Source organism: Actinophytocola sp., from assembly GCF_050699935.1.
GTDB lineage: Bacteria > Actinomycetota > Actinomycetes > Mycobacteriales > Pseudonocardiaceae > Actinophytocola.
Genome location: NZ_JBOHGB010000027.1, coordinates 12,868 through 36,763 on the forward strand (window position 1 = coordinate 12,868; position 23,896 = coordinate 36,763).

A 23,896-nucleotide genomic window follows, 5' to 3' on the forward strand; every position below is an offset into this window, starting at 1 on the left:
ATTGGTCGGGATCGGCGTAACGATTGACGTGATCCGCGCGATAAGGCGCCTACGCCCTGGTGAGGGCGCCCGAGCGCCTGCACTGGCCTACTTCAGGGTAACTGAGACGCTCCGGAATGGAAGTGCGCCGGCACATCGGAACCTGTTGACAATCCGTCACCTGTTGACAATCCGTCGTGAGAGCGCTTCCATGGCATGCGGCAATATCTGCGGCCTGTCTGACAGGTACTCGGAACCCTGCCCGAGCGTGACAAGGAGGTCACCGCCATGCCCGCTCCTCCATCGACGCCGCCCCCCGGCAAGCGCCGCCTGCGCCTGGCGTTCGGCGCGGCCGCCGCGGCGGTCGTGTTCGCGATTCCCCTGACACAGCAAGCAGAAGCGTCCGTCCCGCCACCCGAGCCGGGGTGGACCCAGGTGTGGGCGGACGACTTCGAAGGACCCGCCGGCTCGCTGCCCTCGTCGTCGAACTGGATCTTCGACATCGGCCACAGCTACCCCGGCGGACCCGCCAACTGGGGCACCGGTGAGATCGCCGCGCACACCGACGACCCGGCGAACGTGAGCGTCGACGGCTCCGGCAACCTGCACATCACGCCGCTGCGCGACGACGCCGGCAACTGGACCTCGGCGCGCATCGAGACCCAGCGTGCCGACTTCAAGGCACCGGCCGGCGGCGTGCTGCGCATCGAGGGCCGCATCCAGATGCCCAACGTCACCGGTACCGAGGCACTCGGGTACTGGCCGGCGTTCTGGGCGCTCGGCTCGCCGTTCCGCGGCAACTACTGGAACTGGCCGGGCATCGGCGAGTTCGACGTCATGGAGAACGTCAACGGGATCGACTCCGTGTGGGGCGTGCTCCACTGTGGAGTCGCGCCCGGCGGGCCGTGCAACGAGAACAACGGCATCGGCGCCAGCCGGGCCTGCCCCGGCTCGCCGTGCCAGTCCGGCTTCCACACCTACCGGTTCGAGTGGGACCAGAGCGTCTCGCCCAACGACCTGCGCTGGTACGTCGACGGCGAGCAGTTCCACAGCGTCAGCCAGAGCCAGCTGCCGGCCGACACGTGGAACCAGATGACCGGCCACGGCGGCTACTTCATCCTGCTCAACGTCGCGATGGGCGGCGCGTTCCCGGACGGTGTCGCGGGCCGCGCGACCCCGGTGCCGGAGACCACGCCGGGCCGGCCGATGGTCGTCGACTATGTGGCGGTGTGGAGCCGCGGCGGCGGTGGCGACCCGACCGCCGGCCACTGACCCGCGCCGGACTCCCGAGCGGCGATCCGATCGACCGGCGACAGGCCACGCGGAGCTCGGATCGTCGGAGCCGGTTCCCCTCGCACCCCGTCCCTGGTGCGCGGGGACCGGCTCCTCCCGGCAACGGGGTGGTCACGAGGTCTTGACAGCACCGAATCCGAACGAGATCCTTCGGGCACCCGTGAGAGCGCTCTCACGAGACGGCTCGAACCCACGGCGACGTGGCCGGCAGGAGGCCCCCATGCGAACGTCCAGACGACCCACGGGCGCGATCGCCGCATCGCTGGCGGCGGTGGGCGCCCTCGTCCTCGCCGCGTGCGGAAGCGGCGGGGACGGCGCCGCGGAGAACGGCGAGATCACGCTCACCATCAACGTCTACGGCGACAACTTCTCCTTGCCCGACAACCGGGAGCTCTACGACGAGTACGAGAAGGCGCACGACAACGTCAAGATCGTCGAGAACCGCAGCGACTTCGGTACCCACCACCAGAACCTGCAGGCCCGGCTCACCGCCGGGTCGGGCGCAGCCGACCTCGAGGTGATCGAGGTGGGCCAGGTGTCCGGCTACATCGGGCAGCCGGACAAGTTCGTGAACCTCACCGACCACGGCGTCGACACCGCGCAGTGGACCGAGTCGACCGTCCAACGAGCGTCCACTCCGGACGGTGGGACGCTGATCGGGCTGCCGACCGACATCGGCGGGCTCGCGATGTGCTACCGCACCGACCTGTTCGCCGAGGCCGGCCTGCCGACGGACCGGAACGAGGTGTCCGCGCTGTGGTCGACGTGGGAGGACTACGTCGACGTCGGCAACCGGTTCCTCGCGGAGGTGCCGAAGGTCAAGTGGTTCGACGCGGGCGGTCACGTGTTCACCGGCATCCTCGGCAACCAGGAGGAGACGTTCTACGACGCCGACGGCGAGCTGATCGTCGAGGAGAACGACGCGGTGCGCGACGCGTGGGACCTCACGGTCTCCGCGATCGAGGACGGCCAGTCCGCCGCGCTGCCGGAGTTCTCGCCCGAGTGGAACACCGGCTTCCAGCAGGGCCAGTTCGCGACGATCACCTGCCCCGCGTGGATGATGGGCTACATCCAGGCCAACGCCGCGCAGACCAAGGGCAAGTGGGACATCGCCACGATCCCCGGCGGTTCGGGCAACTGGGGCGGCTCGTACGTCACGGTCCCCGCACAGGGCGAGAACACCGACGCGGCCGTGGAGCTCGCGAAGTGGCTGACCGCGCCGGAGCAGAACATCAAGCTGTTCAAGACGATCGGCAACTTCCCGAGCCAGAAGAGCACCTGGACCCAGCCCGAGGTGGCGGAGTTCAGCTCGGAGTTCTTCTCCGGCGCGCCGGCCGGGAAGATCTTCCCGGCCTCGCTCCAGGACGCCCCGGTACAGGTCTACGGGCCGCAGAGCGGCGTCATCGGCACCACCTTCGCCGGCGCGCTGAACAGCGTCGAGCAGGGCACCGACGCCGACGAGGCGTGGGACAAGGCCATGGGCGACATCAAGGCCGCGGCTGGTGATGGATGACCTCCGCGGTGGACCACCGCGGAGCGTCCCCGGAACAGGACCGGGGGCGCCCCGCGGTGCCACCCTCGCCCCGGCGGCAGGCCTGGCGCTCGCGGCTGTACCGGCTGGACGTCAAGGGCTCGCCGTACCTGTACGTGCTGCCGTTCTTCGGGCTGTTCGCGGTGTTCGGCCTGTTCCCGCTGATCTACACGGCGGTCATCTCGACGACGTCGTGGAGCCCGCGGCGGCCGGGCAGCGAGGACGTGTCGGTCGGGCTCGACAACTACACGGCGTTGTTCGGGGACGCGAACTTCCACAACGCGCTGATCAACACGTTCGGCATCGGGCTGGTGTCGACGGTGCCGCAGCTGCTGCTGGCACTGGGGATCGCGCACCTGCTGAACTACCGGCTGCGCGGCCGGCTGTTCCTGCGGATGGGCGTGCTGATCCCCTACATCACGTCGGTCGCCGCGGTCGCGCTCATCTTCAACCAGGTGTTCGCGCGTGACTTCGGGCTGCTGAACTGGGTCCTGCAGCCGTTCGTGGACAGCCCGGTCGACTGGCGCGCGGAGACGTGGTCGTCGTGGCTCGCGGTGTCGGCGATGGTGACCTGGCACTGGACCGGCTACAACGCGCTGATCTACCTGGCCGCGATGCAGACGGTCCCGTACGAGCTGTACGAGTCGGCCTCGATCGACGGCGCGAGCAAGTGGCAGCAGTTCCGCTACGTCACGATCCCGAGCCTGCGGCCGACGATCATCTTCACGGTCATCGTGTCCACGATCGGCGCGCTGCAGCTGTTCGCCGAGCCGTTCCTGTTCGACACCACGCGCAACAACAACGGCGGCTCGGAGCGGCAGTTCCAGACCGTCGTGCTCTACCTGTACCAGCAGTTCTGGACCAACGGCCGCTACGGCTACGCGGCCGCGATCGCGTGGACGCTGTTCCTGGTCACGGTCGTCATCGCGCTGGTCAACTTCCTGCTCGTGCGGCGCATCCGGTCGGCGGACTAGGAGGTCATCGATGAGACGCGCACCGAGATCCGGGCCGAGCTCAGCGGGCTGGGCCGCCTACGCGCTGCTGCTCGCGATCATCGTGCTCTCGATCTTCCCGCTGTACTGGTCGGTCGTGGTGTCCTCGCGGGACCAGTCGGCGATCGGCCGGTACCCGCCGCCACTGGTGCCGGGCGGCTCGCTGTGGGACAACCTGTCGGCGGCGTTCGAGCAGGGCAACTTCGGCCTGGCGCTGACGAACTCGGTGATCGTGGCCGGGACGATCACCGTGTCGGTGGTGTTCACGTCCACACTGGCCGGTTTCGCGTTCGCCAAGCTGACCTTCCGCGGGCGCGGCGGGCTGTTCACCTCCGTCGTGGCGACGATGCTCGTGCCGACGCAGCTGGCGATCATCCCGCTGTACATCATGGTCACCCAGTGGTTCGGCTGGGCGAACGACCTGCGCGGCGTGATCGTGCCGGCGCTGGTGAGCGCGTTCGGCGTGTTCTTCATGCGGCAGTACCTGACCTCGGCGATGCCGACGGAGCTGCTGGAGGCCGGCCGCGTGGACGGCGCGTCGACGCTGCGGATCTACTGGAGCGTGGTGCTGCCGGTCGCCCGGCCCGGCGCGGCGGTGCTGGCGCTGCTCACGTTCATCACGTACTGGAACGACCTGTTCTGGCCGCTCATCCTGCTGAACACGCAGAACCCGACGGTGCAGGTGGCGATCGCCAACACGGCGAGCGGCATCGAGGTGGACTACTCGCTCGTGCTCGCGGGCACGGTAATCGCCACCTTCCCGATGCTGATCGTCTTCCTGTTGCTGGGGCGGCAGATCATCGGAGGCATCATGCAGGGGGCGGTGAAGGCGTGAACGGAGCTCGCGGAGTGAACCACCAAGCAGGGACCAGGCTCGAGTTCCCCGACGGGTTCGTGTGGGGCGCGGCGACGGCGGCCTACCAGATCGAGGGCGCACCGGACACCGACGGCCGCGGACCGTCCATCTGGGACACGTTCGCGCACACGCCGGGCCGGGTGGCGAACGGCGACACCGGCGACGTGGCGGCCGACCACTACCGCCGGTTCCGGACCGACGTGGCGATGATGGCCGAGCTGGGCCTGCTCGCCTACCGGTTCTCGGTGTCGTGGCCGCGGATCCAGCCCGGCGGAAAGGGACCGGCGAACCAGGCGGGGCTCGACCACTACGAGCGCCTGGTGGACGAGCTGGTGGCGCACGGGATCACGCCCGTGCTCACCCTCTACCACTGGGATCTGCCGCAGGAGCTGGAGGACGTGGGGGGATGGGGTGAGCGGGACACCGCGGCCCGGTTCGCGGAGTACGCCGAGCTGGTGGCTGCCCGGCTCGGTGACCGGGTCCCGGCGTGGACCACGCTGAACGAGCCGTGGTGTTCCGCCTTCCTCGGGTACGCCGCGGGCGTGCACGCGCCGGGCCGGACCGACCCGGCGCTGTCGCTGCGGGCGGCACACCACCTGCTGCTGGCGCACGGGGCGGGCACCGAGGCGCTGCGGGCCGCGCTGCCGGCCCAGGCGCAGGTGTCGATCACGCTGAACCTGTGCGCGGTGATGCCGGGCGCGACCTCGCCGGCGGCGACCAACGCCGTGCGGCGGATCGACGGGCTGGGCAACCGGCTGTTCCTCGACCCGTTGTTCCGCGGCCACTACCCCGCCGACGTGCTGCGCGACACCGAGCGGCTGACCGACTGGTCGTTCGTGGCCGACGGCGACCTCGCGGTGATCGCCACGCCGATCGACCTGCTGGGCATCAACTACTACACGCCGACCCTCGTGGACAGCGGACCGGCCGATCCGGCGCCGTCGCCCTGGCCGGGCTGTGCCGACGTCCGGTTCGTCGCCCAGCCCGGCCCGGCCACGGCCATGGGCTGGGCGATCGACGCGCAGGGCCTTCGTACGGTGGTACACCGGGTGCACGAGGAGTACGCGCCGGTCCCCCTGATGATCACCGAGAACGGCGCCGCGTTCGAGGACGAGCTGGGCGCCGACGGCGGCGTGCGCGACCACGAGCGCATCTCGTACCTACGCGACCACCTGGCGGTCGTGCACGAGGCCATCGAGTCGGGCGTCGACCTTCGTGGATACTTCGTGTGGTCGCTGCTGGACAACTTCGAGTGGGCCTACGGTTACGCGAAGCGGTTCGGCATCGTCCACGTGGACTATCCGACCCAGGCGCGGACCTGGAAGGACAGCGCGCACTGGTACCGGCGGGTGATCGAGGAGAACGGCATCGACATTGGGTGATGGGGTATCGGTCCGGCGGCAGAAGCCGACCCTCGACACGGTGGCCTCGGCGGCGGGGGTCTCCCGGGCGACCGTGTCCCGCGTGATCAACGGCTCGCCGCGGGTGTCGCCGGAGGTCAAGGACGCGGTCGAGTCGGCGATCGGCCGGCTGGGCTACGTGCCGAACCGGGCGGCGCGCTCGCTCGCGATGCGCCGCACGGACTCGGTCGCGCTCGTGATGCGCGAGCCGGACGCGACGGTGCTGTCCGACCCCTACCTGGGCAACATCATCATCGCGACGTCGCAGGCACTGATCGACACCGGCGTGCAGCTGGTCCTGGTGAACGCGCGGAACGACGCCGAGCACTCCCGGCTCGCCGACTACGTCCGAAGTGGACACGTCGACGGGGTGCTGCTGGCCTCGATGCACGACGACGACCCACTCCCCCGGCTGCTGCTGGACGCCGGCATCCCGACGGTGGTGGGCGGCCGCCCACAGCGCCAGTTCCCCGGCCTGTCCTACGTCGACGTGGACAACGTGGGCGGCGCGCAGCTGGCTGCCGAGCGGCTGCTGTCGGCGGGCCGCCGCCGCATCGCGACGATCGCCGGGCCGCAGGACATGACCGCCGGCAACGACCGGCTGAACGGCTACCGGCGGGCGCTCGCGGCGGCGGGCCGCAAGGCCGACCGGGTCGCGTACGGGGAGTTCACCCGCGAGTCCGGCGAGCGGGCGATGACCGAGCTGCTGGACCGGCACCCGGACCTCGACGGCGTCTTCGCGGCGAACGACCTCATGGCGATGGGCGCGCTGCGCTGTCTGCGGGCCGCGGGCCGACGCGTCCCGGAGGACGTGTCGGTCGTGGGCTACGACGACATCGAGATGGCCAAGCACACCGAACCCCCGCTGACGACGATCCACCAGCCCGTCGTCGACCAGGCCCGCACGATGACCGAACTCCTCCTGACCCAGATCGGCGGCGACCCCGTGGGCGACCCGGTGGTCCTGCCCACCGAACTGATCGAACGCGCCTCCGCCTAACCCCGCGAGTCCAACACTCCCGACCCGCGAGTCCGACATTCGCGGTGACGACTGTCTCGCGGGTTCGGGGCCGTACGGGTGGTAGCGTCATTTCGCTGGCCAGCTCGATGGGCCAGTGGCGCGAACAGTCCGCGGTCACCCGACCGCGGCAGGTGGAAGCGAAGTCCGGTGCGAACCCGGCGCTGTCCCGCAACTGTGGAGGCCCGCGCAAGCGTGCCCGAGCCAGGTCGCCTACCACTCCCCGCGTCGACGCCAACCGCCCCCGGTGCAGGGATGCGGCGTCGCGACCGCCACGTCGCCCGCTGCCCGGGCCGACGACCGAAGGTGGTCCATGTCGAACCCAACCCGCAGGCGCGCGCGACGTCTCGCGGCCGTGACCCTCACCGCCGCCCTCGTGACGGCCGGATGCGCCGAGCGCGCGGAGGACACCCCGCGGAACGAGCCGAAGGCGCAGGAGCAGCAGTTCCCCGTCACCGTCACCCCGCCGACCGGTGAGCCACTGACGATCGAGCAGCGGCCCGAGCGCATCGTGTCGCTGTCCGCCAGCAACACCGAGACCCTGTTCGCGGTCGGCGCCGGTGACCAGGTCGTCGCCGTGGACGAGCAGTCCAACCATCCGCAGGACGCGCCCAAGACCGACCTCTCCGGGCTCACCCCGAACGTCGAGGCCATCGCCGGATACGACCCCGACCTCGTCGTGATCTCCGAGGACGCCGACGACCTCGTCGCCTCCCTCAACCAACTCCAGCGGCAGGTCCTGATCGTCCCCGCGGCCGCGAGTCTCGACGATCTCTACGCCGGCATCGAGCTCATCGGCGAGGCCACCGGGCACGCCGACGAGGCGAAGGACCTCGCCGACCGCACGCGGGCCGACCTCGAGAAGCTCGCCGCGGACACCCCGAAGCAGAACCTGACCTACTACCACGAGCTCGACACGACGCTCTACAGCGCGACGTCGAAGACGTTCATCGGCCAGGTCTACGACCTGTTCGGGCTGACCAACATCGCCGACCCGGCCGACAAGGACCGCGGCGGCTACCCGCAGCTGTCCAACGAGTACATCCTCAAGTCCGATCCCGACCTGATCTTCCTCGCCGACACGAAGTGCTGCGGCCAGAACGCCGAGACCGTCGCCGCACGGCCCGGCTGGCGCGCCCTGAAGGCGGTCCAGAACGGCGACGTCGTCCCGCTCGACGACGACCTCGCCTCGCGGTGGGGGCCGCGCGTGGTGGACCTCGCCCGATCCATCGCCGACGCGGTGAGCAAGGCGAGCGAGGGCTGATGCTCACGACGGTGAGCCGCGAGACCGCACGGCCGAGCGTCACACCGACGCGGCTGCGCCCGGCGGTGCTGGCCGTGTCGGTGCTCGCGCTCGCCGTCGTGATCTCGGTGTCGACCCTGCTCGGCGCGGCCGACCTCGGCGGGACCCGCGTCGTGGCCGAGATCTGGGCGCAGCTCACCGGCGGCCGGTCGCCGCTGTCGGCCACCGAGGCGGCGATCGTCTGGGAGATCCGGCTGCCCCGTGTGGTCCTCGCCGGGCTCGTCGGTGCGGCGCTCGCGATGGCGGGCGCCGCGTTCCAGGGCGTGTTCCGCAACCCGCTCGCCGACCCGTACCTGCTCGGCGCGGCAGCCGGCGCGGGGATGGCCGCGACGATCGTGGTCGTCGCCGCGCCGTCGGTCGCCGGTTGGATCATCGGGCCGCTCCCGCTGGCCGCGTTCGCCGGCGCGATCGGTGGCGTGACGCTGACCTGGCTGCTCGGCCGCTCGGCCGGCGGCGGTACGGCGGTGCTGCTGCTCGCGGGCGTCGCGGTCGCCTCGTTCCTCACCGCGATCCAGACCTTCGTCCAGCAGCTCAACACGGACACGATCAAGCAGGTCTACAGCTGGATGCTCGGTGGGCTGAACACGACCGGCTGGCGCGAGGTGCTGGTGACGCTGCCCTACATCGGGCTCGCCGGCGTCGTGCTGTGCCTGTGCGGACGGCTGCTCGACGTGCTCGCGGTCGGCGACGACGAGGCCACCTCGCTCGGCATCAACCCCGGGCGTGTCCGGATCGTGGTGCTGCTCGCCGCGTCGCTCGCCACCGCGGCGGCGGTGGCGGTCAGCGGGCTCATCGGGTTCGTCGGGATCGTCGTGCCGCACATCGTCCGGCTGCTGGCCGGCGCGAGCTACCGCGTCGTCGTGCCGCTGTCGCTCGTCGGCGGCGCGGTGTTCCTGATCATCGCCGACCACATCGCGCGCACCGCGTTCGCGCCGGCCGAGCTGCCGATCGGGGTGATCACCGCGTTCACCGGCGCACCGTTCTTCCTGCTGGTGCTGCGGATGAACCGGGGGCAGATCCGGTGACCACGCTGACCCTGCGCGGGGTGACCGCGCGATACGGCACGAAGATCGTCACCGCGGACGTCGACGTCGAGGTGCCCGCCGGCAGCTGGCTCGCGATCATCGGGCCCAACGGCGCGGGCAAGTCCTCGCTGCTCAAGGCGATCGTCGGCGTCGTCGACCACGACGGCGAGATCCTCCTCGGCGGCACGCCGACCGCCACGCTCGGCAGCCGCGCGCGGGCCCGCGCGATCGCGTACGCGCCGCAGACCCCGCAGCTGCCCGACCGGCTCACCGTCACCGACTACGTCCTGCTCGGCCGCACCCCGCATCTGGCGCCACTGGCCCGCGAGCGCCGGTCGGACCTGGAGATCGTCGAGCAGGTGCTCGACCGGCTCGACCTCGAGACGCTCGCCGGGCGGGCGCTGCACACGTTGTCCGGGGGCGAGCGCCAGCGGACCGTGCTCGCCCGGGTGCTCGCCCAGCAGGCCGGCCTGCTGCTGCTCGACGAGCCGACCACTGGCCTGGACATCGGGCACGCACAGGCGCTGCTCGACCTCGTCGACCGGCTGCGCGCCGAGGAGGGCGCGACCGTGGTGAGCACGCTGCACGACCTGACGCTGTCCGCCCAGTACGCCGACCGCCTGTTGCTTCTCGACGGTGGCGAGGTGGTCGCCTCCGGTCCACCGGAACAGGTTCTCACCCGGCCGATCATCGAGCGGCACTACGCCGCCGCGGTCGAGGTTCTCACGACGGACAACGGGAACCTGGTCGTCACACCCACCCGCAAGGCTCGCTAGCCGCACGCCAAGCCGGACCCGCGCGCATCCGCGGAAATGTCAGTGCTCGCGGGTAGTCTGAAAATCAGGGGGACCCCTCCGATTGAATGGACCGTTCAATCGGTCGAGTTGTCCACAGGCTTCGGTCGCGCATACGGCGCCGTCGGTGCCCGCCGGTACGCTGGAAATCGGGGGCCGGAGGCCACCCTTCCCAGAGTAAAACGTGTTACATCTCTGCGTGTGATCCTGGACCGGTTCCTGCTCACCGACCACGTCGCCGTGGTGACCGGGGCCGGCCGGGGGATCGGGGCGGCCACCGCCGTCGCGCTCGCCGAGGCCGGCGCCGCCGTGGTGTCTCCGCGCGTACCAAGGCCGATCTCGACGAGGTCGCCGAGGTAGTCACCACGGCCGGCCGGCGGGCGCTTCCGGTCGCCACCGATCTGTCCGATGTGGACGCTGTCGGCACGCTGGCCGGGACGGCGCGGGACGGGTTCGGGCGGCTGGACGTCGTGGTCAACAACCTCGGCGGCGCCTACCCACGACCGCTGCTCGACACGGAGCCCGACGTCCTCGAAGAGGCGTTCCGCTTCAACGTGTCCACCGCGCACGCGCTCACCAGGGCCGCCGTGCCGATCATGCCGACCGGCGGTGGCGGCGCGGTCGTCAACGTGTCGTCGATCATGGGCCGGGTCAGCGGGCGGGGCTTCCTCGCCTACGGCACGGCGAAGGCGGCCCTCGCTCAACTCACCGAGCTGACCGCCTGCGACCTCGCGCCGCGGATCCGGGTCAACGCGGTCGCCGTCGGCTCGGTGGCGACGCCGGCCCCTCGACATCGTGCAGACCAACGAGCTGCGGTCCCGGATGGAACGGGCCACTCCCCTGCGCCGAATCGGCACCGCGCAGGAGGTCGCCGCGACCAACCTGCTCCTGGCCTCCCCGGCCGGCGGCGACCTCACCGGCAAAGTGCTGGAGGTGGACGGTGCCGTATCGCGTCGTGCAGTGGAGCACCGGGAACATGGGGTGGCACGCGATAGCCGGGATCGCGGCGCGGCCCGACACTCACGCTGGCCGGCGTCTGGGTGTCCACTCCGGACAAGGTGGGCCGGGACGCGGGTGAGCTGGCGGGCGTCGGGCCCCTCGGGGTGGCCGCCACGAACGACGCCGACGCCCTGCTCGCGCTGCACCCGGACTGCGTGGTGTACACGGCGATGGCCGACGACCGGATCACCGAGGCGCTCGACGACCTGGCGCGGATCCTGCGTGCCGGCGTGAACGTGGTGTCCAGCTCGCCGGTGTTCCTGCGGTACCCCACGGGCGTGGTGCCCGAGGGGGTGATCGAACCGATCCGCCGGGCGGCCACCGAGGGTGGCGCGTCGCTGTGGGTGAACGGGATCGACCCCGGTTTCGCCAACGACTGGCTGCCGCTCGTGCTGGCTGACCTCGGTGTGCCAGCGCATCGACGAGGTCCGCTGCCTGGAGATCCTCGACTACTCCACCTACGACAACGCCAAGGTGCTGTTCGACATCATGGGGTTCGGCCGGCCCGTCGACGACAGCCCGATGCAGCTCATGCCGGGCGTGCTGTCGCTGGCGTGGGGCAGCATGGTGCGCCAGCTCCGCGGCCGGGCTGGGTGTCGAGCTGGACGGTGTCGAGGAGTCGTCGACCCGGCTACCCGCGCGAGATCGCGGCCGGCATGGTCGCCGCGGGCACGGCGGCAGCGCCGCGGTTCGAGAGGTGCGCGGGATGCGCGGCGGCCGGCCGGTGTGCGTGCTCGAGCACGTGACGCGGCTACGCCCGAACCTCGGCCCGGACTGGCCGCGGGCCGCCGGGTAGGGCGGCTACCGCGTCGAGGTCACCGGCGAGCCGAGCTGCACGCTGGACCTACGGCTCGTGGCCGGCGACGGCGACCACAACACGGCCGGGCTCAAGGCCACCGCGATGCGGCTGGTGAACGCGATCCCCGCGGTCGCCGCGGCGAAGCCCGGCCTGCTGACCGCGCTGGACCTGCCGCTGACAACCGGACGAGACCTGGTCTCCGGCCCGGCTTCGTAGACCTCTGGCGGTTCCTAGGACTCCGGGCGGCTCTGGGAGCTGGGCTCCTTCTCGGTGTCGTCGGCCGACTTCTCGCCCGGCTCGTCGGACTCGCCCGGCGTGTCTGCCGACTCGTCCGGCTTCTCGTCCGGCCGGCCGGACGCCGCCTCGGCGGACTCGTCGGTCTCCTCGGCCGTCTTCTCGTCGGCCTTTTCCTCAGTCGTCTCGCTCTCGGCCTTCGCGGGCGGCTCGGCCGTCTTCTCGTCCTCGGACCCGGCCGCGGCGTCCTCGGGCGCCTCGGCCTCGTCGGGCTTCTCCGGCTCGGGCACCGCCTCGCCGGTACCGGCGTCCGGTGACACGTTGCCCTGGATGGCTGCGAGGTCCTCGCGCGGCCCGCGCCATTTGGCGAGGACGAGGTACGCGAGCCCGCCGACGAACACGAGGATCGAGACCCAGACGTTGACGCGCGTGCCGAGCACCTGGGTCGCCGGGTCGGTACGCATCAGCTCGATCCACGTGCGGCCGGCCGTGTAGCCGGCGACGTAGAGCGCGAACGCGCGGCCGTGGCCCAGGCGGAAGCGCCGGTCGGCCCACACGACGAGCGCGACGACCCCGAGGTTCCACAGCAACTCGTAGAGGAACGTCGGGTGCACGACATCGATCGGGATGTGGTTGACCGCCACGCCGTTGAGGTTGTCCTCGGCGCCGGCCTCGTTGATGCGCCGGTAGATCTCCAGGCCCCAGGGCAGGTCGGTGGACGCGCCGTAGAGCTCCTGGTTGAAGTAGTTACCGAGGCGGCCGATGGCCTGCGCGGCGACCACGCCGGGCGCGATCGCGTCGGCGAACACCGGCAGCGGCACCTTCTTGGCCCGGCAGCCGATCCACGCGCCGACCCCGCCGAGCGCGATGGCGCCCCAGATGCCGAGCCCGCCGTCCCAGATCTTGAGCGCGTCGATCGGGTTGGCATCCCCGCCGAAGTAGCGGTGGTGGTCGGTGATGACGTGGTACAGCCGCCCACCGATCAGGCCGAACGGCACCGCGAACACCGCGATGTCGATGACCGTGCCGGGCGTGCCGCCGCGGGTGACCCAGCGCCGCTCGCCCCACCAGATCGCGACGATGATGCCGGCGATGATGCACAGCGCGTAGGCGCGGATCGGGATGGGGCCGAGCTCCCAGACACCGCGGTCCGGACTCGGGATGTTCGCCAGGAAGACGCTGGACGCCACATTCACGCGCGTCACCGTAACGGGCGACGAACCGGGCGGGCACATAGGGTCGCCCTATCGCCACCGCCATGGCCGCGCGGCCCGCCGAATCCACACCCGGGGCCGATTGAACGGTCCATTCAATCGGGCGGGGGCCCCCTGATTTTCACGCTACCGGAAGGCACCGACGATTCCGGCGCGCCGCCGAGGCCTGTGGACAACGAAGCCGATTGAACGGTCCGTTCAATCGGCTAGGGGGCCCCGGCTCTCACGCTACCCAAGGCCACTGACATTTCCGGCGGCGTTCGCCCGGGCAGCGGGCGGTCAGCGGGCGGTCAGCGGGTCACGAGCGGGCGGCGGACGCCCTCGGCCAGTTCGGCGGCCAGTTCGCGGACGCCCTTGTCGTCGCCGGCCTTCGACACGAATGCCGAGCCCACCACGACCGCGTCGGCGAAGCTCGCGACCTCGGCCGCCTGGTCCCCCGACCGCACGCCGAGCCCGACCGCGATCGGCAGGTCGCGCGCGCACTCCCGGGCCCGGGCCACGAGGCCGGCGGCCGCGCTTCCCACCTTGTCCCGCGCGCCGGTCACACCCATGACGGCCGTCGCGTAGAGGAAGCCCGTGGTCGCCGCTGCGGTCAGCGCCAGCCGCTCCGGGGTCGAGGACGGGGCCACGAGGAAGATCCGGTCCAGGTCGTGCGCATCCGACGCCGCCAGCCAGTCCGCACCCTCGTCCGGAATCAGGTCCGGCGTGATCATGCCGAGCCCGCCGGCCGCGGCGAGGTCGCGGGCGAACCGGTCGACTCCGTAGGCGTGCACCGGGTTCCAGTACGTCATCACCACGGCCTGCCCGCCGGCCGACGCCACGGACTCCACCACGCGGAACAGGTCCCGCAGCCGGAAGCCGCCCTTGAGCGCGCGGTCCGCGGCCGCCTGGATGGTCGGGCCGTCCATCACCGGGTCGGAGTAGGGCAGGCCGATCTCGACGATGTCGCAGCCCGCATCGACCATGGCCGACAGGCGCGCGGCCGAGTCCTCGACCGTCGGGTAGCCGGCGGGCAGGTAGCCGATGAGCGCCGCCCGCCCCTCCGCGCGCGTGCGGGCGAACACCGGGTCCAGCCGTGCCATCACGTCTCCACACAGTCACTTTTCGACAATGGCGAAGTAGTCCGCGGCGGTGTCCATGTCCTTGTCACCGCGCCCGGACAGGTTCGCCAGGATCAACCCGTCCGGCCCCAGCTCGTGCCCGAGCCTGAGCGTGCCGGCCAGCGCGTGCGCCGACTCGATCGCCGGGATGATGCCCTCGGTGCGCGAGAGCAGTTGGAAGGCGTTCATCGCCTCGGCGTCGGTCACCGAGCGGTACTCCGCGCGGCCGGTGTCCTTGAGCCACGAGTGCTCGGGGCCCACGCCGGGGTAGTCCAGCCCGGCCGAGATCGAGTACGCCTCGATCGTCTGGCCGTCCTCGTCCTGCAGCAGGTAGGACAGCGCGCCGTGCAGCATGCCCGGCGTGCCCTCGCCCAACGTGGCACCGTGCTCGCCCGTCTCGATGCCCTTGCCGCCCGGCTCGAAGCCGACGAGCCGCACGCCCGGGTCGTCGATGAAGCCGTGGAAGATGCCGATCGCGTTGGACCCGCCGCCGACGCACGCGGCGACGGCGTCGGGCAGCCGGCCGGCCTTGTCCAGGATCTGCGCCCGCGCCTCGATGCCGATGATCTTGTGGAAGTTGCGCACCATCACCGGGAACGGGTGCCCGCCGGCGGCCGTGCCCAACAGATAGTGGGTGGTCTCGACGTTGGTGACCCAGTCGCGCAGCGCCTCGTTGATGGCGTCCTTGAGCGTGCGCGAACCGGTCTTCACCGGGATCACCTCCGCGCCGAGCAACCGCATCCGGGCGACGTTCAGCGCCTGACGCCGGGTGTCGACCTCGCCCATGTAGACCACGCACTCGAGACCCATCAGCGCGCACGCGGTCGCGGTGGCCACGCCGTGCTGGCCGGCGCCGGTCTCCGCGATGACCCGCTTCTTGCCCATCCGCTTCGTGAGCAACGCCTGACCCAGCACGTTGTTGATCTTGTGAGACCCGGTGTGGTTGAGGTCCTCACGCTTGAGAAAGATCCGCGCACCACCCGCGTGCTCGGCGAACCGCGGCGCCTCGGTGAGCAGCGACGGCCGGCCGGCATAGTCCTTGAGCAGGCGGTTCAGCTCGCCGACGAACTCGGGGTCGAGCCGCGCCTTGTCGTACTCGGCGGTCAGCTCGTCCATGGCGGAGATCAGCGCCTCGGGTAGGAAGCGCCCGCCGTACGGGCCGAAATGGCCGCGCTCGTCCGGATCGTGCTCACCGGGCTCGTGCCCGGCGCCGGTCTCGCGGGGGTCCTGCTCGGTCACCGGCTCGGCCTCGGGCAGGCCGGATGTGAGCCGGCGGTGACCAGCTGCACCAGCGCGGCCTTCGGGTCGGGGCTCGCGACGAGGCTCTCGCCGACGAGCACGGCGTCCGCGCCCGCGCCGGCATGGGTCATCAGGTCACCGGGGCCACGCACGCCGGACTCGGCGATCTTGATGACCTCCATCGGCAGACCGGGGGCGATCCGGCCGAACACGTCCCGGTCGACCTCGAGGGTGTGCAGGTCACGCGCGTTGATGCCGACGACGGTGGCGCCCGCCTCGAGCGCGCGGTCGGCCTCCTCGGCGGTGTGCACCTCGACGAGCGCGGTCATGCCGAGCGACTCGACCCGGTCCAGCAGCGCGACCAGGGCGTTCTGCTCGAGGGCGGCCACGATCAGCAGCACGAGGTCCGCGCCGTGCGCCCGCGCCTCGTGCACCTGGTAGGGGCCGACGGTGAAGTCCTTGCGCAGCAACGGAACCTCGACGGCGGCCCGAACCGCGTCGAGGTCGTCGAGCGAACCGCCGAACCGCTGCCCTTCGGTGAGCACGCTGATGACCCGCGCGCCCGCGTCCGCGTAGTCCTTGGCCAGCGCGGCCGGGTCGGTGATCGGCGCCAGGTCACCCTTGGACGGACTGCGCCGCTTCACCTCCGCGATCACGCCGATGCCCGAGCCGCGCAGCGCGGCCATGACGTCCTTGGGCGGCGCGGCCTTCGCCGCGAGCTCCTTCACCGCGTCGAACGGGAGCGCGGCCTCGCGCCGCGCGAGGTCCTCGCGGACCCCTTCGATGATCGACTCGAGGACGCTCACAGGCCACACTCGCCGGCACTGCTCGGGCGCGACAGTCTCGCCGTTTCCGATGTGTCGCAGGTGCTGTCAGTCACCAGCCTTGCCCCTTCCCGCCAAAGGGATGCTAACCCCGGGCCGTGCGGCGACCCGTTACCGGGTCCATGCTCAGCGGTCATCCTCCGCGTTGCTCACGGTTGGATCTTCACCGTGGGACAGACCGTCCCACATGTCCTTGTCACTATCCCCGGAAGCACCGCGCGCGTTAGCCGACTGATACCTGGCACCGAGCGTCGGCAACCGCGCCGTGAAACGGATGACCAGCGCGCCCGCCGCGACGAGCAAAACCGCGCCGAGCAGGGCGATCCAGCGGCCGGCCCCGTTCCCACCCTCGGCCACCGCGACCCAGCCGGCGAGCAGCCCCGCCAGCACGACGAGTCCGCCCACGACCCGCTTGGCCCAGCCGCCGACGGCCACCGCGCCGGCGAAACCGGCCAGCGCCACCAGCGCGAGTGCCTCGCCGAAGCGCGGCGTCGTGGCCGTGCCCCAGGCGATCCTGGCGGAACCCCACAGCGCGGCCGCCGCGCCCACCAGCAGGAACGCGACCATCCACAGTGGAGCCTTTGCCCGGCCGGCCATCGGGTTACCCGGACGCCGGGCGCATGGTCTGCGCGGTCGCGATCGCGGCGAGTACGGCTCCGGCCTTGTTGACGCACTCGACGTCCTCGGCGTCCGGGTCGGAGTCGGCCACGATTCCGGCGCCGGCCTGCACGTAGGCGGTGCCGTCACGCATCAGCGCGGTGCGGATGGCGATCGCGGTGTCGGCGTCGCCGGCGAAGTCGAGGTAGCCGACGACGCCGCCGTAGAGCCCGCGCCGGGTCGGCTCGAGCTCCTCGATGAGCTCCATCGCGCGGGGTTTGGGCGCACCGGAGAGCGTGCCCGCGGGGAAGCAGGCGGCGACGGCGTCGAACGCGGTCCGGCCCTCGTCGAGCCGGCCGGTGACCGTGGAGACGATGTGCATGACGTGGCTGTAGCGCTCGACCCGGAAGAAGTCGACGACGTGCACACTGCCAGGGCGGCAGACCCGGCCGAGGTCGTTGCGGCCCAGGTCGACGAGCATGACGTGCTCGGCGCGCTCCTTCTCGTCGTTGAGCATGTCCTTCTCGAGCAGGGCGTCCTCGTCGGGGTCGGCACCGCGCCAGCGGGTGCCGGCGATCGGGTGCGTGGTGGCGACACCGTCGCGAACGGTCACCAGCGACTCCGGGCTGGAGCCGACGATGTCGAAGCCCTCCAGCCGTAGCAGGTACATGTACGGGCTGGGGTTGGTGGTGCGCAGGACGCGGTAGACGTCGAGCGGGTCGGCGTCGGTGGTCATCTCGAAGCGCTGGGAGAGCACGACCTGGAAGCCCTCGCCGGCGCGGATGGCGTCCTTCGCGGTACGCACGGCGGCGGTGTAGTCCCCGGGGCTGCGCCGCCTGCGGTACTCGGGCGGGAGCCGGTCGAACACCGCGACCGTGGCGTCGGCCGTGGTGTGCAGGTCGGCGGCCATCCGATCGAGCCGCGCCACCGCGGAGTCGTAGGCCGCGTCGACCCGCTCGTCGCTGTCGTCCCAGTTCACGGCGTTGGCGATGAGCGTGATGGTGCCCTCGTGGTGGTCCAGCGCGGCGAGGTCGGTGGCGAACAGCATGGCGAGCTCGGGCAGCCGGAGGTCGTCGGTGGTCAGCTCGGGCAGGCGCTCGAGCCGGCGGACCGCGTCGTAGCCGATGAAGCCGACCATCCCGCCGGTGAGCGGGGGCAGGCCGGGCAGCGGGTCGGTGTGCAGGATCTGGACGGTCTCGCGGAGCACCTCCAGCGGATCACCCTCGCCGGGCAGCCCGACGGGCCGCGTGCCCGTCCAGTGGGCGCCGCCGTCGCGCTCGGTGAGCACGGCGGTGCTGCTGACCCCGACGAACGACCAGCGTGACCAGGAGCGGCCGTTCTCCGCGGACTCGAGCAGGAAGGTGTTCGGCCGCCCCTGCGCGAGCTTGCGGTACACCCCGACGGGCGTCTCGGCGTCGGCGAGCACGCGCCGCACGACGGGGATGACCCGCCGCTCGGCCGCGAGCCGGCGGAACTCCTCCCGCGTGGGACTAACGACACCGAGCCCGGCCACGGCCGCAACCGTGCCGATCACACTGACCATGCCCCCATTGTCCCGCCCCCCGACGCCCTCCCACCCCCGACCCGCGAGTCCCCCGCTCCCGCACGCGAGTCCCCCGCTCGGGCACCAGCCCAAAATTCACTACTTGTTGAAAAAAGCTGCGGTATGCCGCATGATGATGAGGTGACCAAAGGTGTGACGCAAGGGCCGAGCCGTCGCCGCGGTCGCCGGCCCGGCGGCACGGACACTCGTGCCGCCCTGGTCGAGGCGGCCCGCGAGGTGTTCATCGAGCATGGCTACGACGGCGCGACCGTCCGCGTGATCGCCACCCGGGCCGGGGTCGACGCGGCCATGGTCAACCACTGGTTCGGCGGCAAGGAGGGCCTGTTCGCCGAGGCCGTCCTCAAGCTGCCGTTCAACCCGAAGGAACTGGTCGACCGGCTGCTCGACGGCGACGTCGACGACATCGGCGCGCGCATCGTCCGCAACTTCGTCACCATCTGGGACAACACCGGCGGCGGCGTGTTCACCGCGTTGATCCGCAGCATCACCAGCCACGAGCAGGCCGCCCACGTGCTGCGCGACTTCCTCGTCAAGCACATCGTGGGGCGGGTGCTGAACTCGGTCGGGCCCGACAGACACGAGTTGCGGGCGACCCTTGTCGGCTCGCAGCTGGTCGGCATGGGCATGGTCCGCTACGTCGCGCAGTTCGAACCGCTCGCGTCGACCGACATCGAGATGATGGTCGCCGCGGTCGGGCCGACAATCCAGCGCTACATCACCGGCGACATCACGTGAGCAGGACGTCGTCGTCGAAGCAGGTCGCGGCGCCGGTGTGGCACGCCGGCCCCTCCTGGTCGACGACGAGCAGGACCGTGTCCCCGTCGCAGTCGAGCCGGACCTCGTGCACGCGCTGCGTGTGACCGGACGTCTCGCCCTTCTCCCAGAGTGTGTTGCGGCTGCGGGAGAAGTACGTGGCGCGGCGCGTGGTGAGCGTGCGGTGCAGGGCCTCGTCGTCCATCCACGCGACCATGAGCACCTCGCCGGTGCCGCGACGCTGCGCGACCGCGCACACCAGCCCGTCGGCGTCGCGCTTGAGCCGGGCGGCGATCTTCGGGTCCAAAGTGGTCATCGCACCTCGACTCCGGCGCGCCGCAAGGAGTCCTTGACCTCGCCGATGCGCAGCTGACCGAAGTGGAACACGCTCGCCGCGAGCACCGCGTCCGCGCCGGCCTCGACCGCGGGCGGGAAGTGCTCGACCGCGCCCGCCCCGCCACTCGCGATCAGCGGGACGTCCACGGCCGCGCGCACGAGCTTGATCAGCTCGAGGTCGAAGCCGGCCTTGGTGCCGTCGGCGTCCATGGAGTTCAGCAGGATCTCCCCGACGCCCAGTTCCTCGCCGCGGGCGGCCCACTCGACCGCGTCGACGCCGGTGCCGTTGCGTCCGCCGTGGGTGGTGACCTCGAAACCGGACGGCGTGTCCGCCCGCCGCGCGTCCACGGACAGGACGACACACTGGGCGCCGAAGCGCCGGGAGCACTCCCACAACAGCTCCGGGCGCAGGACCGCGGCGGTGTTGATGCCGACCTTGTCCGCCCCGGCGCGCAGCAGGCGGTCCACATCGGACACGGCGCGCACGCCGCCGCCCACGGTGAGCGGGATGAACACCTGCTCGGCGGTGCGCCGCACGACGTCGAACGTGGTCTCCCGGTCCGAAGAGGACGCCGTGACGTCCAAGAAGGTCAGCTCGTCGGCCCCTTCGGCGTCGTACGCGGCCGCGAGCTCGACCGGATCGCCGGCGTCGACGAGGTTGGTGAAGTTGACACCCTTCACGACCCGGCCGGCGTCGACGTCCAGACAGGGAATCACCCGGACAGCGACTGACATGCCGTCGAGGATACTGATGCTTCGTCAAGGGACGAGAGGAGCCGAGGTGGCGCGAACCGGTCGGCGGCCGGGGCAGACGCAGACCAGGGCGGACATCCTGGCCGCTGCCCGCAACCAGTTCGCGGCCCGGGGCTACGCCGGCGCGACGATCCGCGGCATCGCGGCCGAGGCCGGCGTGAACCCGGCGCTGGTCCACCACTTCTTCGGCTCGAAGGACCAGGTATTCGTCACGGCGCTGAACCTGCCGTTCAACCCGTCGCGGCTCGTCGACACCCTGCTGGAGGGGCCGCGTTCGCGGATCGGCGAGCGGATCCTGCGGCTGTTCCTGGGACTGTGGGAGGAGCCGGTCACGCGCCTGCCGTTCTTCGCGCTCGTGCGCTCGGTGACGACGAGCCCAGAGGTGGCCGACCAGCTGCGTCAGTTCATCGAGACCGCCGTCCTGGCCAAGGTCGCGGCGGCGCTCGACCTGCCCCCGTTGCGGGTGACGGGCGCGGCCGCGCAGATGATGGGGCTGGCCATCGTCCGCTACGTCGTCCGTGTGGAGCCGATGGCCTCCGCCACCGAGGACGAGGTGGTGGCACTGGTGGCGCCAGTGATCCAGCACTACTTCGACCCCTGACCACCCGCCCTCCAAGGCGACCCGGTCCAGAACTTTCGACTTGACGCCGATTCTCAACGGGCGCAGAATTAAACGCATGCCTAATTATGCTGTGGTGGCCGAGGGGCTGCGGGTGCGCCGCGGCACCCGGGAGGTACTGCACGACGTGAGCTTCGCCATCGAAGGCGGCTCGATCACCGGTCTGCTCGGGCCGAGCGGGTGTGGCAAGACAACCCTCATGCGCGCCGTCGTCGGGGTGCAGATCGTCGCCGGGGGCACGGTCACCGTGCTCGGCAAGCCGGCCGGAAGTGCGGGGCTGCGCGACAAGATCGGTTATGCGACACAGAACCCGTCGGTGTACGCCGACCTCACCGTGAGCGAGAGCCTTCGTTACTTCGCCGCGATTTTGCGGGCGCCGGACGGCGACGTCGAGCGAGTGATCGACGAGGTCGGCCTCGGCACCCACGCCGACCACATCGTCGGTGAGCTCTCGGGCGGCCAGCTCAGCCGTGCGAGCCTCGCGGTCGCCCTGCTCGGCCGGCCCGAACTACTGGTTCTCGACGAGCCGACCGTCGGCCTCGACCCGGTGCTCCGCGAGGAGCTGTGGGACCTGTTCCGCACGCTGGCCGACGGAGGCGTCACGCTCCTCGTGTCGAGCCACGTCATGGACGAGGCCGCTCGGTGCGAGCGGCTCCTGTTGATGCGCGACGGTTACATCCTGGCGGACGACACGCCTGCCGCCCTACGCTCGAAAACCGAGACCACGGACCTCGAGCAGGCGTTCCTGCACCTGGTCCGCGAGCAGGAGGCGATCGCGTGAACGCGACCCTCACCCTGGCCACGGCCCGGCGCATCCTCACCCAGCTCCGGCACGACCACCGCACCGTCGCGCTCATGGTGCTCGTCCCCTCACTGCTGCTGATCCTGCTGCGCTATGTGTTCAACGACGAGCGGGCCTTCAGCGCGGCCGCACCGGCGCTGCTCGCCGTGTTCCCCTTCGCGATCATGTTCATCGTCACGTCGATCACGACGCTGCGCGAGCGCACGACGGCGACGCTCGAGCGCCTGATGACCATGCCGATCGCCAAGCTGGACCTGCTCTTCGGCTACGCGATCGCGTTCGGCCTGGTGGCGGTGCTACAGGTGCTCGTGGCCGCGGGCATCTCGCTCACCTGGCTCGGCCTGGAGATCGACGGCTCCGTATGGCTCCTGCTGCTGATCGCGGTGCTCGACGCGCTGCTCGGCACGGCGCTGGGCCTGCTCGCGAGCGCGTTCGCGCGCACCGAGTTCCAGGCGGTGCAGTTCATGCCGGCGATCGTCATGCCGCAGGTGCTGCTGTGTGGCCTGTTCGCGCCGCGCGAGTCCATGACCCCGGTGCTGGAGTGGCTCTCGGACGTGATGCCGCTGTCCTATGCGGTCGACGCGCTCGCGCAGGTGACCAATTCGTCCGATGTGGACGGTACGCTGGTCCGCAATCTGGTCATCGTGGCCGGATGCGCGATCCTGGCGCTGGTCCTGGGCGCCGCTACGCTCCGCCGCCGCACGCCATGACTGGCTGAAAGAACTCACAGCAACGGCTCGGTAGCGTTGCGGACATGAACCCAGACCTGCAACGACTGACCAAGGGCAACTACGTACTCATCACGACCTTCCGCCGGGACGGCACTCCTGTGCCTACCCCGGTCTGGGTCGGCCGCGACGACGACGAGCTGATCGTCTGGACGCGGTCCGACGCCGGCAAGGTCAAACGGATCCGCAACAACGCCGACGTGGAGTTGGCCGAATGCGACCTACGAGGTAGACCGCGCGGTCCCAGCGTCAAAGGGACCGCGCGGATCCTCGACGCCGCCGGTTCCGAGCGCGGGCGAACCCTGCTCAAGCGCAAGTACGGCCTCACCGGCCGGATCGTCATCGGCTCCAGCGCCCTGTTCCGCGGCCGCACCGCCTCCTTATGCCTGGCGATCAGCCTCGACGGGTGACGGCCAGCGCCTCGGGCAGCGTGAACGCCCGGGTGTAGAGCGCCTTGCCGATGATCGTGCCCTCCACACCGACCTCGACGAGGCCGGCCAAGGCCGCCACGTCGGCGAGGCTCGACACGCCGCCTGACGCGACGACCGGAACCCTTGAGCTCGCGCAGACGTCCCGCAGCAGCGTGAGGTTCGGCCCGTCGAGCGTGCCGTCCTTGGTCACGTCGGTCACGACGTAGCGGGCGCACCCGTCGCGCTCGAGCCGGTCGAGCACCTCCCACAGCAGGCCACCGTCCTGCGTCCACCCGCGCGCCGCGAGCCGGTGCTCGCCGTCGTCCCCGATCCGCACGTCCAGGCCGACGGCGATCCGGTCACCGAACTCGCCGATGACCTTGGCGCACCACTCCGGGTTCTCGAGCGCGGCGGTCCCGAGGTTCACCCGCGCACACCCGGTGGCGAGCGCGGCGGCGAGCGAGTCGTCGTCGCGAATTCCGCCGGAGAGCTCCACGTTGAGGTCCAACCGCCCCACGATGTCCGCCAGCTGGGCCCGGTTGTCCCCGGTCCCGAAGGCGGCGTCGAGGTCCACCAGATGAATCCACTCGGCCCCGTCCTTCTGCCACGCGAGCGCGGCGTCCCAGGGGTCGCCGTAGCCGGTCTCGGTCCCGGACCGACCTTGCAGCAACCGAACGGCCTTGCCATCCCGAACATCGACAGCAGGAAGCAGCGTGAACGTCACCCCCGCAGCG

At 71.1% G+C, this 23,896-nt stretch carries 25 protein-coding genes and 1 pseudogene; 17 read left to right on the forward strand and 9 right to left on the reverse strand.

The window, feature by feature from the left end; all coding sequences use genetic code 11:
• The first annotated feature begins 267 nt into the window (after window positions 1-267).
• The 12 genes and pseudogenes from ACRDTB_RS12070 (at window position 268) to ACRDTB_RS12125 (ending at window position 12,205) form a co-directional block, all read left to right on the forward strand.
• A complete protein-coding gene (locus ACRDTB_RS12070; protein ID WP_431430203.1) occupies window positions 268-1,251 on the forward strand; it encodes a glycoside hydrolase family 16 protein in 984 nt (327 codons plus the stop codon).
• Between the two features lie 241 nt (window positions 1,252-1,492).
• Window positions 1,493-2,785: an ABC transporter substrate-binding protein gene (locus ACRDTB_RS12075; RefSeq protein ID WP_431430204.1), complete on the forward strand. Its 1,293-nt coding sequence runs from the start codon at window positions 1,493-1,495 to the stop codon at window positions 2,783-2,785.
• Window positions 2,782-3,777 (forward strand): carbohydrate ABC transporter permease, encoded by a 996-nt coding sequence (locus ACRDTB_RS12080; RefSeq protein WP_431430205.1) that lies wholly within the window; start codon window positions 2,782-2,784, stop codon window positions 3,775-3,777. The genes ACRDTB_RS12075 and ACRDTB_RS12080 overlap by 4 nt, the downstream gene beginning before the upstream one ends.
• Window positions 3,778-3,787: 10 nt before the next feature.
• Complete coding sequence (locus tag ACRDTB_RS12085; RefSeq protein WP_431430206.1) at window positions 3,788-4,630, forward strand: carbohydrate ABC transporter permease; 843 nt, start codon at window positions 3,788-3,790, stop codon at window positions 4,628-4,630.
• Between the two features lie 14 nt (window positions 4,631-4,644).
• On the forward strand, window positions 4,645-6,033 hold the full coding sequence (locus ACRDTB_RS12090; RefSeq protein WP_431430207.1) for a GH1 family beta-glucosidase: 1,389 nt from the start codon (window positions 4,645-4,647) through the stop codon (window positions 6,031-6,033).
• Between the two features lie 40 nt (window positions 6,034-6,073).
• Entirely contained in the window at window positions 6,074-7,051 is a 978-nt protein-coding gene (locus ACRDTB_RS12095; protein WP_431430208.1) for a LacI family DNA-binding transcriptional regulator, read from the forward strand.
• A 331-nt stretch (window positions 7,052-7,382) separates the two neighbouring features.
• Window positions 7,383-8,333: an ABC transporter substrate-binding protein gene (locus tag ACRDTB_RS12100; RefSeq protein WP_431430209.1), complete on the forward strand. Its 951-nt coding sequence runs from the start codon at window positions 7,383-7,385 to the stop codon at window positions 8,331-8,333.
• A complete protein-coding gene (locus ACRDTB_RS12105; protein ID WP_431430210.1) occupies window positions 8,333-9,397 on the forward strand; it encodes a FecCD family ABC transporter permease in 1,065 nt (354 codons plus the stop codon). The genes ACRDTB_RS12100 and ACRDTB_RS12105 overlap by 1 nt, the downstream gene beginning before the upstream one ends.
• Window positions 9,394-10,173 (forward strand): ABC transporter ATP-binding protein, encoded by a 780-nt coding sequence (locus ACRDTB_RS12110; protein ID WP_431430211.1) that lies wholly within the window; start codon window positions 9,394-9,396, stop codon window positions 10,171-10,173. Before ACRDTB_RS12105 ends, ACRDTB_RS12110 begins: the two co-directional genes overlap by 4 nt.
• A 219-nt stretch (window positions 10,174-10,392) precedes the next feature.
• Window positions 10,393-11,157: pseudogene (locus ACRDTB_RS12115) on the forward strand (SDR family oxidoreductase); the annotation flags it as partial.
• Between the two features lie 74 nt (window positions 11,158-11,231).
• Window positions 11,232-11,936 (forward strand): hypothetical protein, encoded by a 705-nt coding sequence (locus tag ACRDTB_RS12120; protein ID WP_431430256.1) that lies wholly within the window; start codon window positions 11,232-11,234, stop codon window positions 11,934-11,936.
• 107 nt (window positions 11,937-12,043) lie between these two features.
• A complete protein-coding gene (locus tag ACRDTB_RS12125) occupies window positions 12,044-12,205 on the forward strand; it encodes a hypothetical protein (protein ID WP_431430212.1) in 162 nt (53 codons plus the stop codon).
• Between the two features lie 14 nt (window positions 12,206-12,219).
• Here the strand turns inward: ACRDTB_RS12125 and lgt are convergent, their stop codons facing one another.
• The 6 genes from lgt to ACRDTB_RS12155 all read right to left on the reverse strand — a co-directional run bounded on the left by lgt (window position 12,220) and on the right by ACRDTB_RS12155 (window position 18,740).
• A complete protein-coding gene (gene lgt / locus ACRDTB_RS12130) occupies window positions 12,220-13,458 on the reverse strand; it encodes a prolipoprotein diacylglyceryl transferase (protein ID WP_431430213.1) in 1,239 nt (412 codons plus the stop codon).
• 269 nt (window positions 13,459-13,727) lie between these two features.
• Window positions 13,728-14,519, reverse strand: coding sequence for a tryptophan synthase subunit alpha (gene trpA, locus ACRDTB_RS12135; protein ID WP_431430214.1), 792 nt, complete (start codon window positions 14,517-14,519; stop codon window positions 13,728-13,730).
• A 15-nt stretch (window positions 14,520-14,534) separates the two neighbouring features.
• Window positions 14,535-15,776: a tryptophan synthase subunit beta gene (gene trpB, locus ACRDTB_RS12140; RefSeq protein ID WP_431430215.1), complete on the reverse strand. Its 1,242-nt coding sequence runs from the start codon at window positions 15,774-15,776 to the stop codon at window positions 14,535-14,537.
• Window positions 15,773-16,582, reverse strand: coding sequence for an indole-3-glycerol phosphate synthase TrpC (gene trpC / locus ACRDTB_RS12145; RefSeq protein WP_431430216.1), 810 nt, complete (start codon window positions 16,580-16,582; stop codon window positions 15,773-15,775). Before trpC ends, trpB begins: the two co-directional genes overlap by 4 nt.
• A gap of 144 nt (window positions 16,583-16,726) precedes the next feature.
• Window positions 16,727-17,197, reverse strand: coding sequence for a Trp biosynthesis-associated membrane protein (locus tag ACRDTB_RS12150; protein WP_431430217.1), 471 nt, complete (start codon window positions 17,195-17,197; stop codon window positions 16,727-16,729).
• 4 nt (window positions 17,198-17,201) lie between these two features.
• Window positions 17,202-18,740 (reverse strand): anthranilate synthase component I, encoded by a 1,539-nt coding sequence (locus ACRDTB_RS12155; RefSeq protein ID WP_431430218.1) that lies wholly within the window; start codon window positions 18,738-18,740, stop codon window positions 17,202-17,204.
• A 141-nt stretch (window positions 18,741-18,881) separates the two neighbouring features.
• Here ACRDTB_RS12155 and ACRDTB_RS12160 point away from each other — a divergent pair, with 141 nt between their 5' ends.
• Window positions 18,882-19,496 carry a TetR family transcriptional regulator gene (locus ACRDTB_RS12160; RefSeq protein WP_431430219.1) on the forward strand — a complete coding sequence of 205 codons (615 nt, stop codon included), beginning with the start codon at window positions 18,882-18,884 and terminating at the stop codon, window positions 19,494-19,496.
• Here the strand turns inward: ACRDTB_RS12160 and hisI are convergent.
• Window positions 19,489-19,830, reverse strand: coding sequence for a phosphoribosyl-AMP cyclohydrolase (hisI, locus tag ACRDTB_RS12165; RefSeq protein ID WP_431430220.1), 342 nt, complete (start codon window positions 19,828-19,830; stop codon window positions 19,489-19,491). The genes ACRDTB_RS12160 and hisI overlap by 8 nt on opposite strands.
• A complete protein-coding gene (gene hisF / locus ACRDTB_RS12170) occupies window positions 19,827-20,585 on the reverse strand; it encodes an imidazole glycerol phosphate synthase subunit HisF (RefSeq protein WP_431430221.1) in 759 nt (252 codons plus the stop codon). Before hisF ends, hisI begins: the two co-directional genes overlap by 4 nt.
• 46 nt (window positions 20,586-20,631) lie before the next feature.
• On the opposite strand from hisF, the gene ACRDTB_RS12175 reads away from it, so the two are divergent.
• The 4 genes from ACRDTB_RS12175 (at window position 20,632) to ACRDTB_RS12190 (ending at window position 23,162) form a co-directional block, all read left to right on the forward strand.
• On the forward strand, window positions 20,632-21,204 hold the full coding sequence (locus ACRDTB_RS12175; RefSeq protein ID WP_431430222.1) for a TetR family transcriptional regulator: 573 nt from the start codon (window positions 20,632-20,634) through the stop codon (window positions 21,202-21,204).
• A 76-nt stretch (window positions 21,205-21,280) separates the two neighbouring features.
• Window positions 21,281-22,003, forward strand: coding sequence for an ABC transporter ATP-binding protein (locus tag ACRDTB_RS12180; RefSeq protein ID WP_431430223.1), 723 nt, complete (start codon window positions 21,281-21,283; stop codon window positions 22,001-22,003).
• Window positions 22,000-22,734, forward strand: a complete 735-nt coding sequence (locus ACRDTB_RS12185) for an ABC transporter permease (RefSeq protein WP_431430224.1) — start codon at window positions 22,000-22,002, stop codon at window positions 22,732-22,734. The genes ACRDTB_RS12180 and ACRDTB_RS12185 overlap by 4 nt, the downstream gene beginning before the upstream one ends.
• 44 nt (window positions 22,735-22,778) lie before the next feature.
• On the forward strand, window positions 22,779-23,162 hold the full coding sequence (locus ACRDTB_RS12190; RefSeq protein ID WP_431430225.1) for a PPOX class F420-dependent oxidoreductase: 384 nt from the start codon (window positions 22,779-22,781) through the stop codon (window positions 23,160-23,162).
• Here ACRDTB_RS12190 and priA read toward each other — a convergent pair.
• Entirely contained in the window at window positions 23,146-23,886 is a 741-nt protein-coding gene (priA, locus tag ACRDTB_RS12195) for a bifunctional 1-(5-phosphoribosyl)-5-((5-phosphoribosylamino)methylideneamino)imidazole-4-carboxamide isomerase/phosphoribosylanthranilate isomerase PriA (protein ID WP_431430226.1), read from the reverse strand. The genes ACRDTB_RS12190 and priA overlap by 17 nt on opposite strands.
• Between the last annotated feature and the right edge of the window lie 10 nt (window positions 23,887-23,896).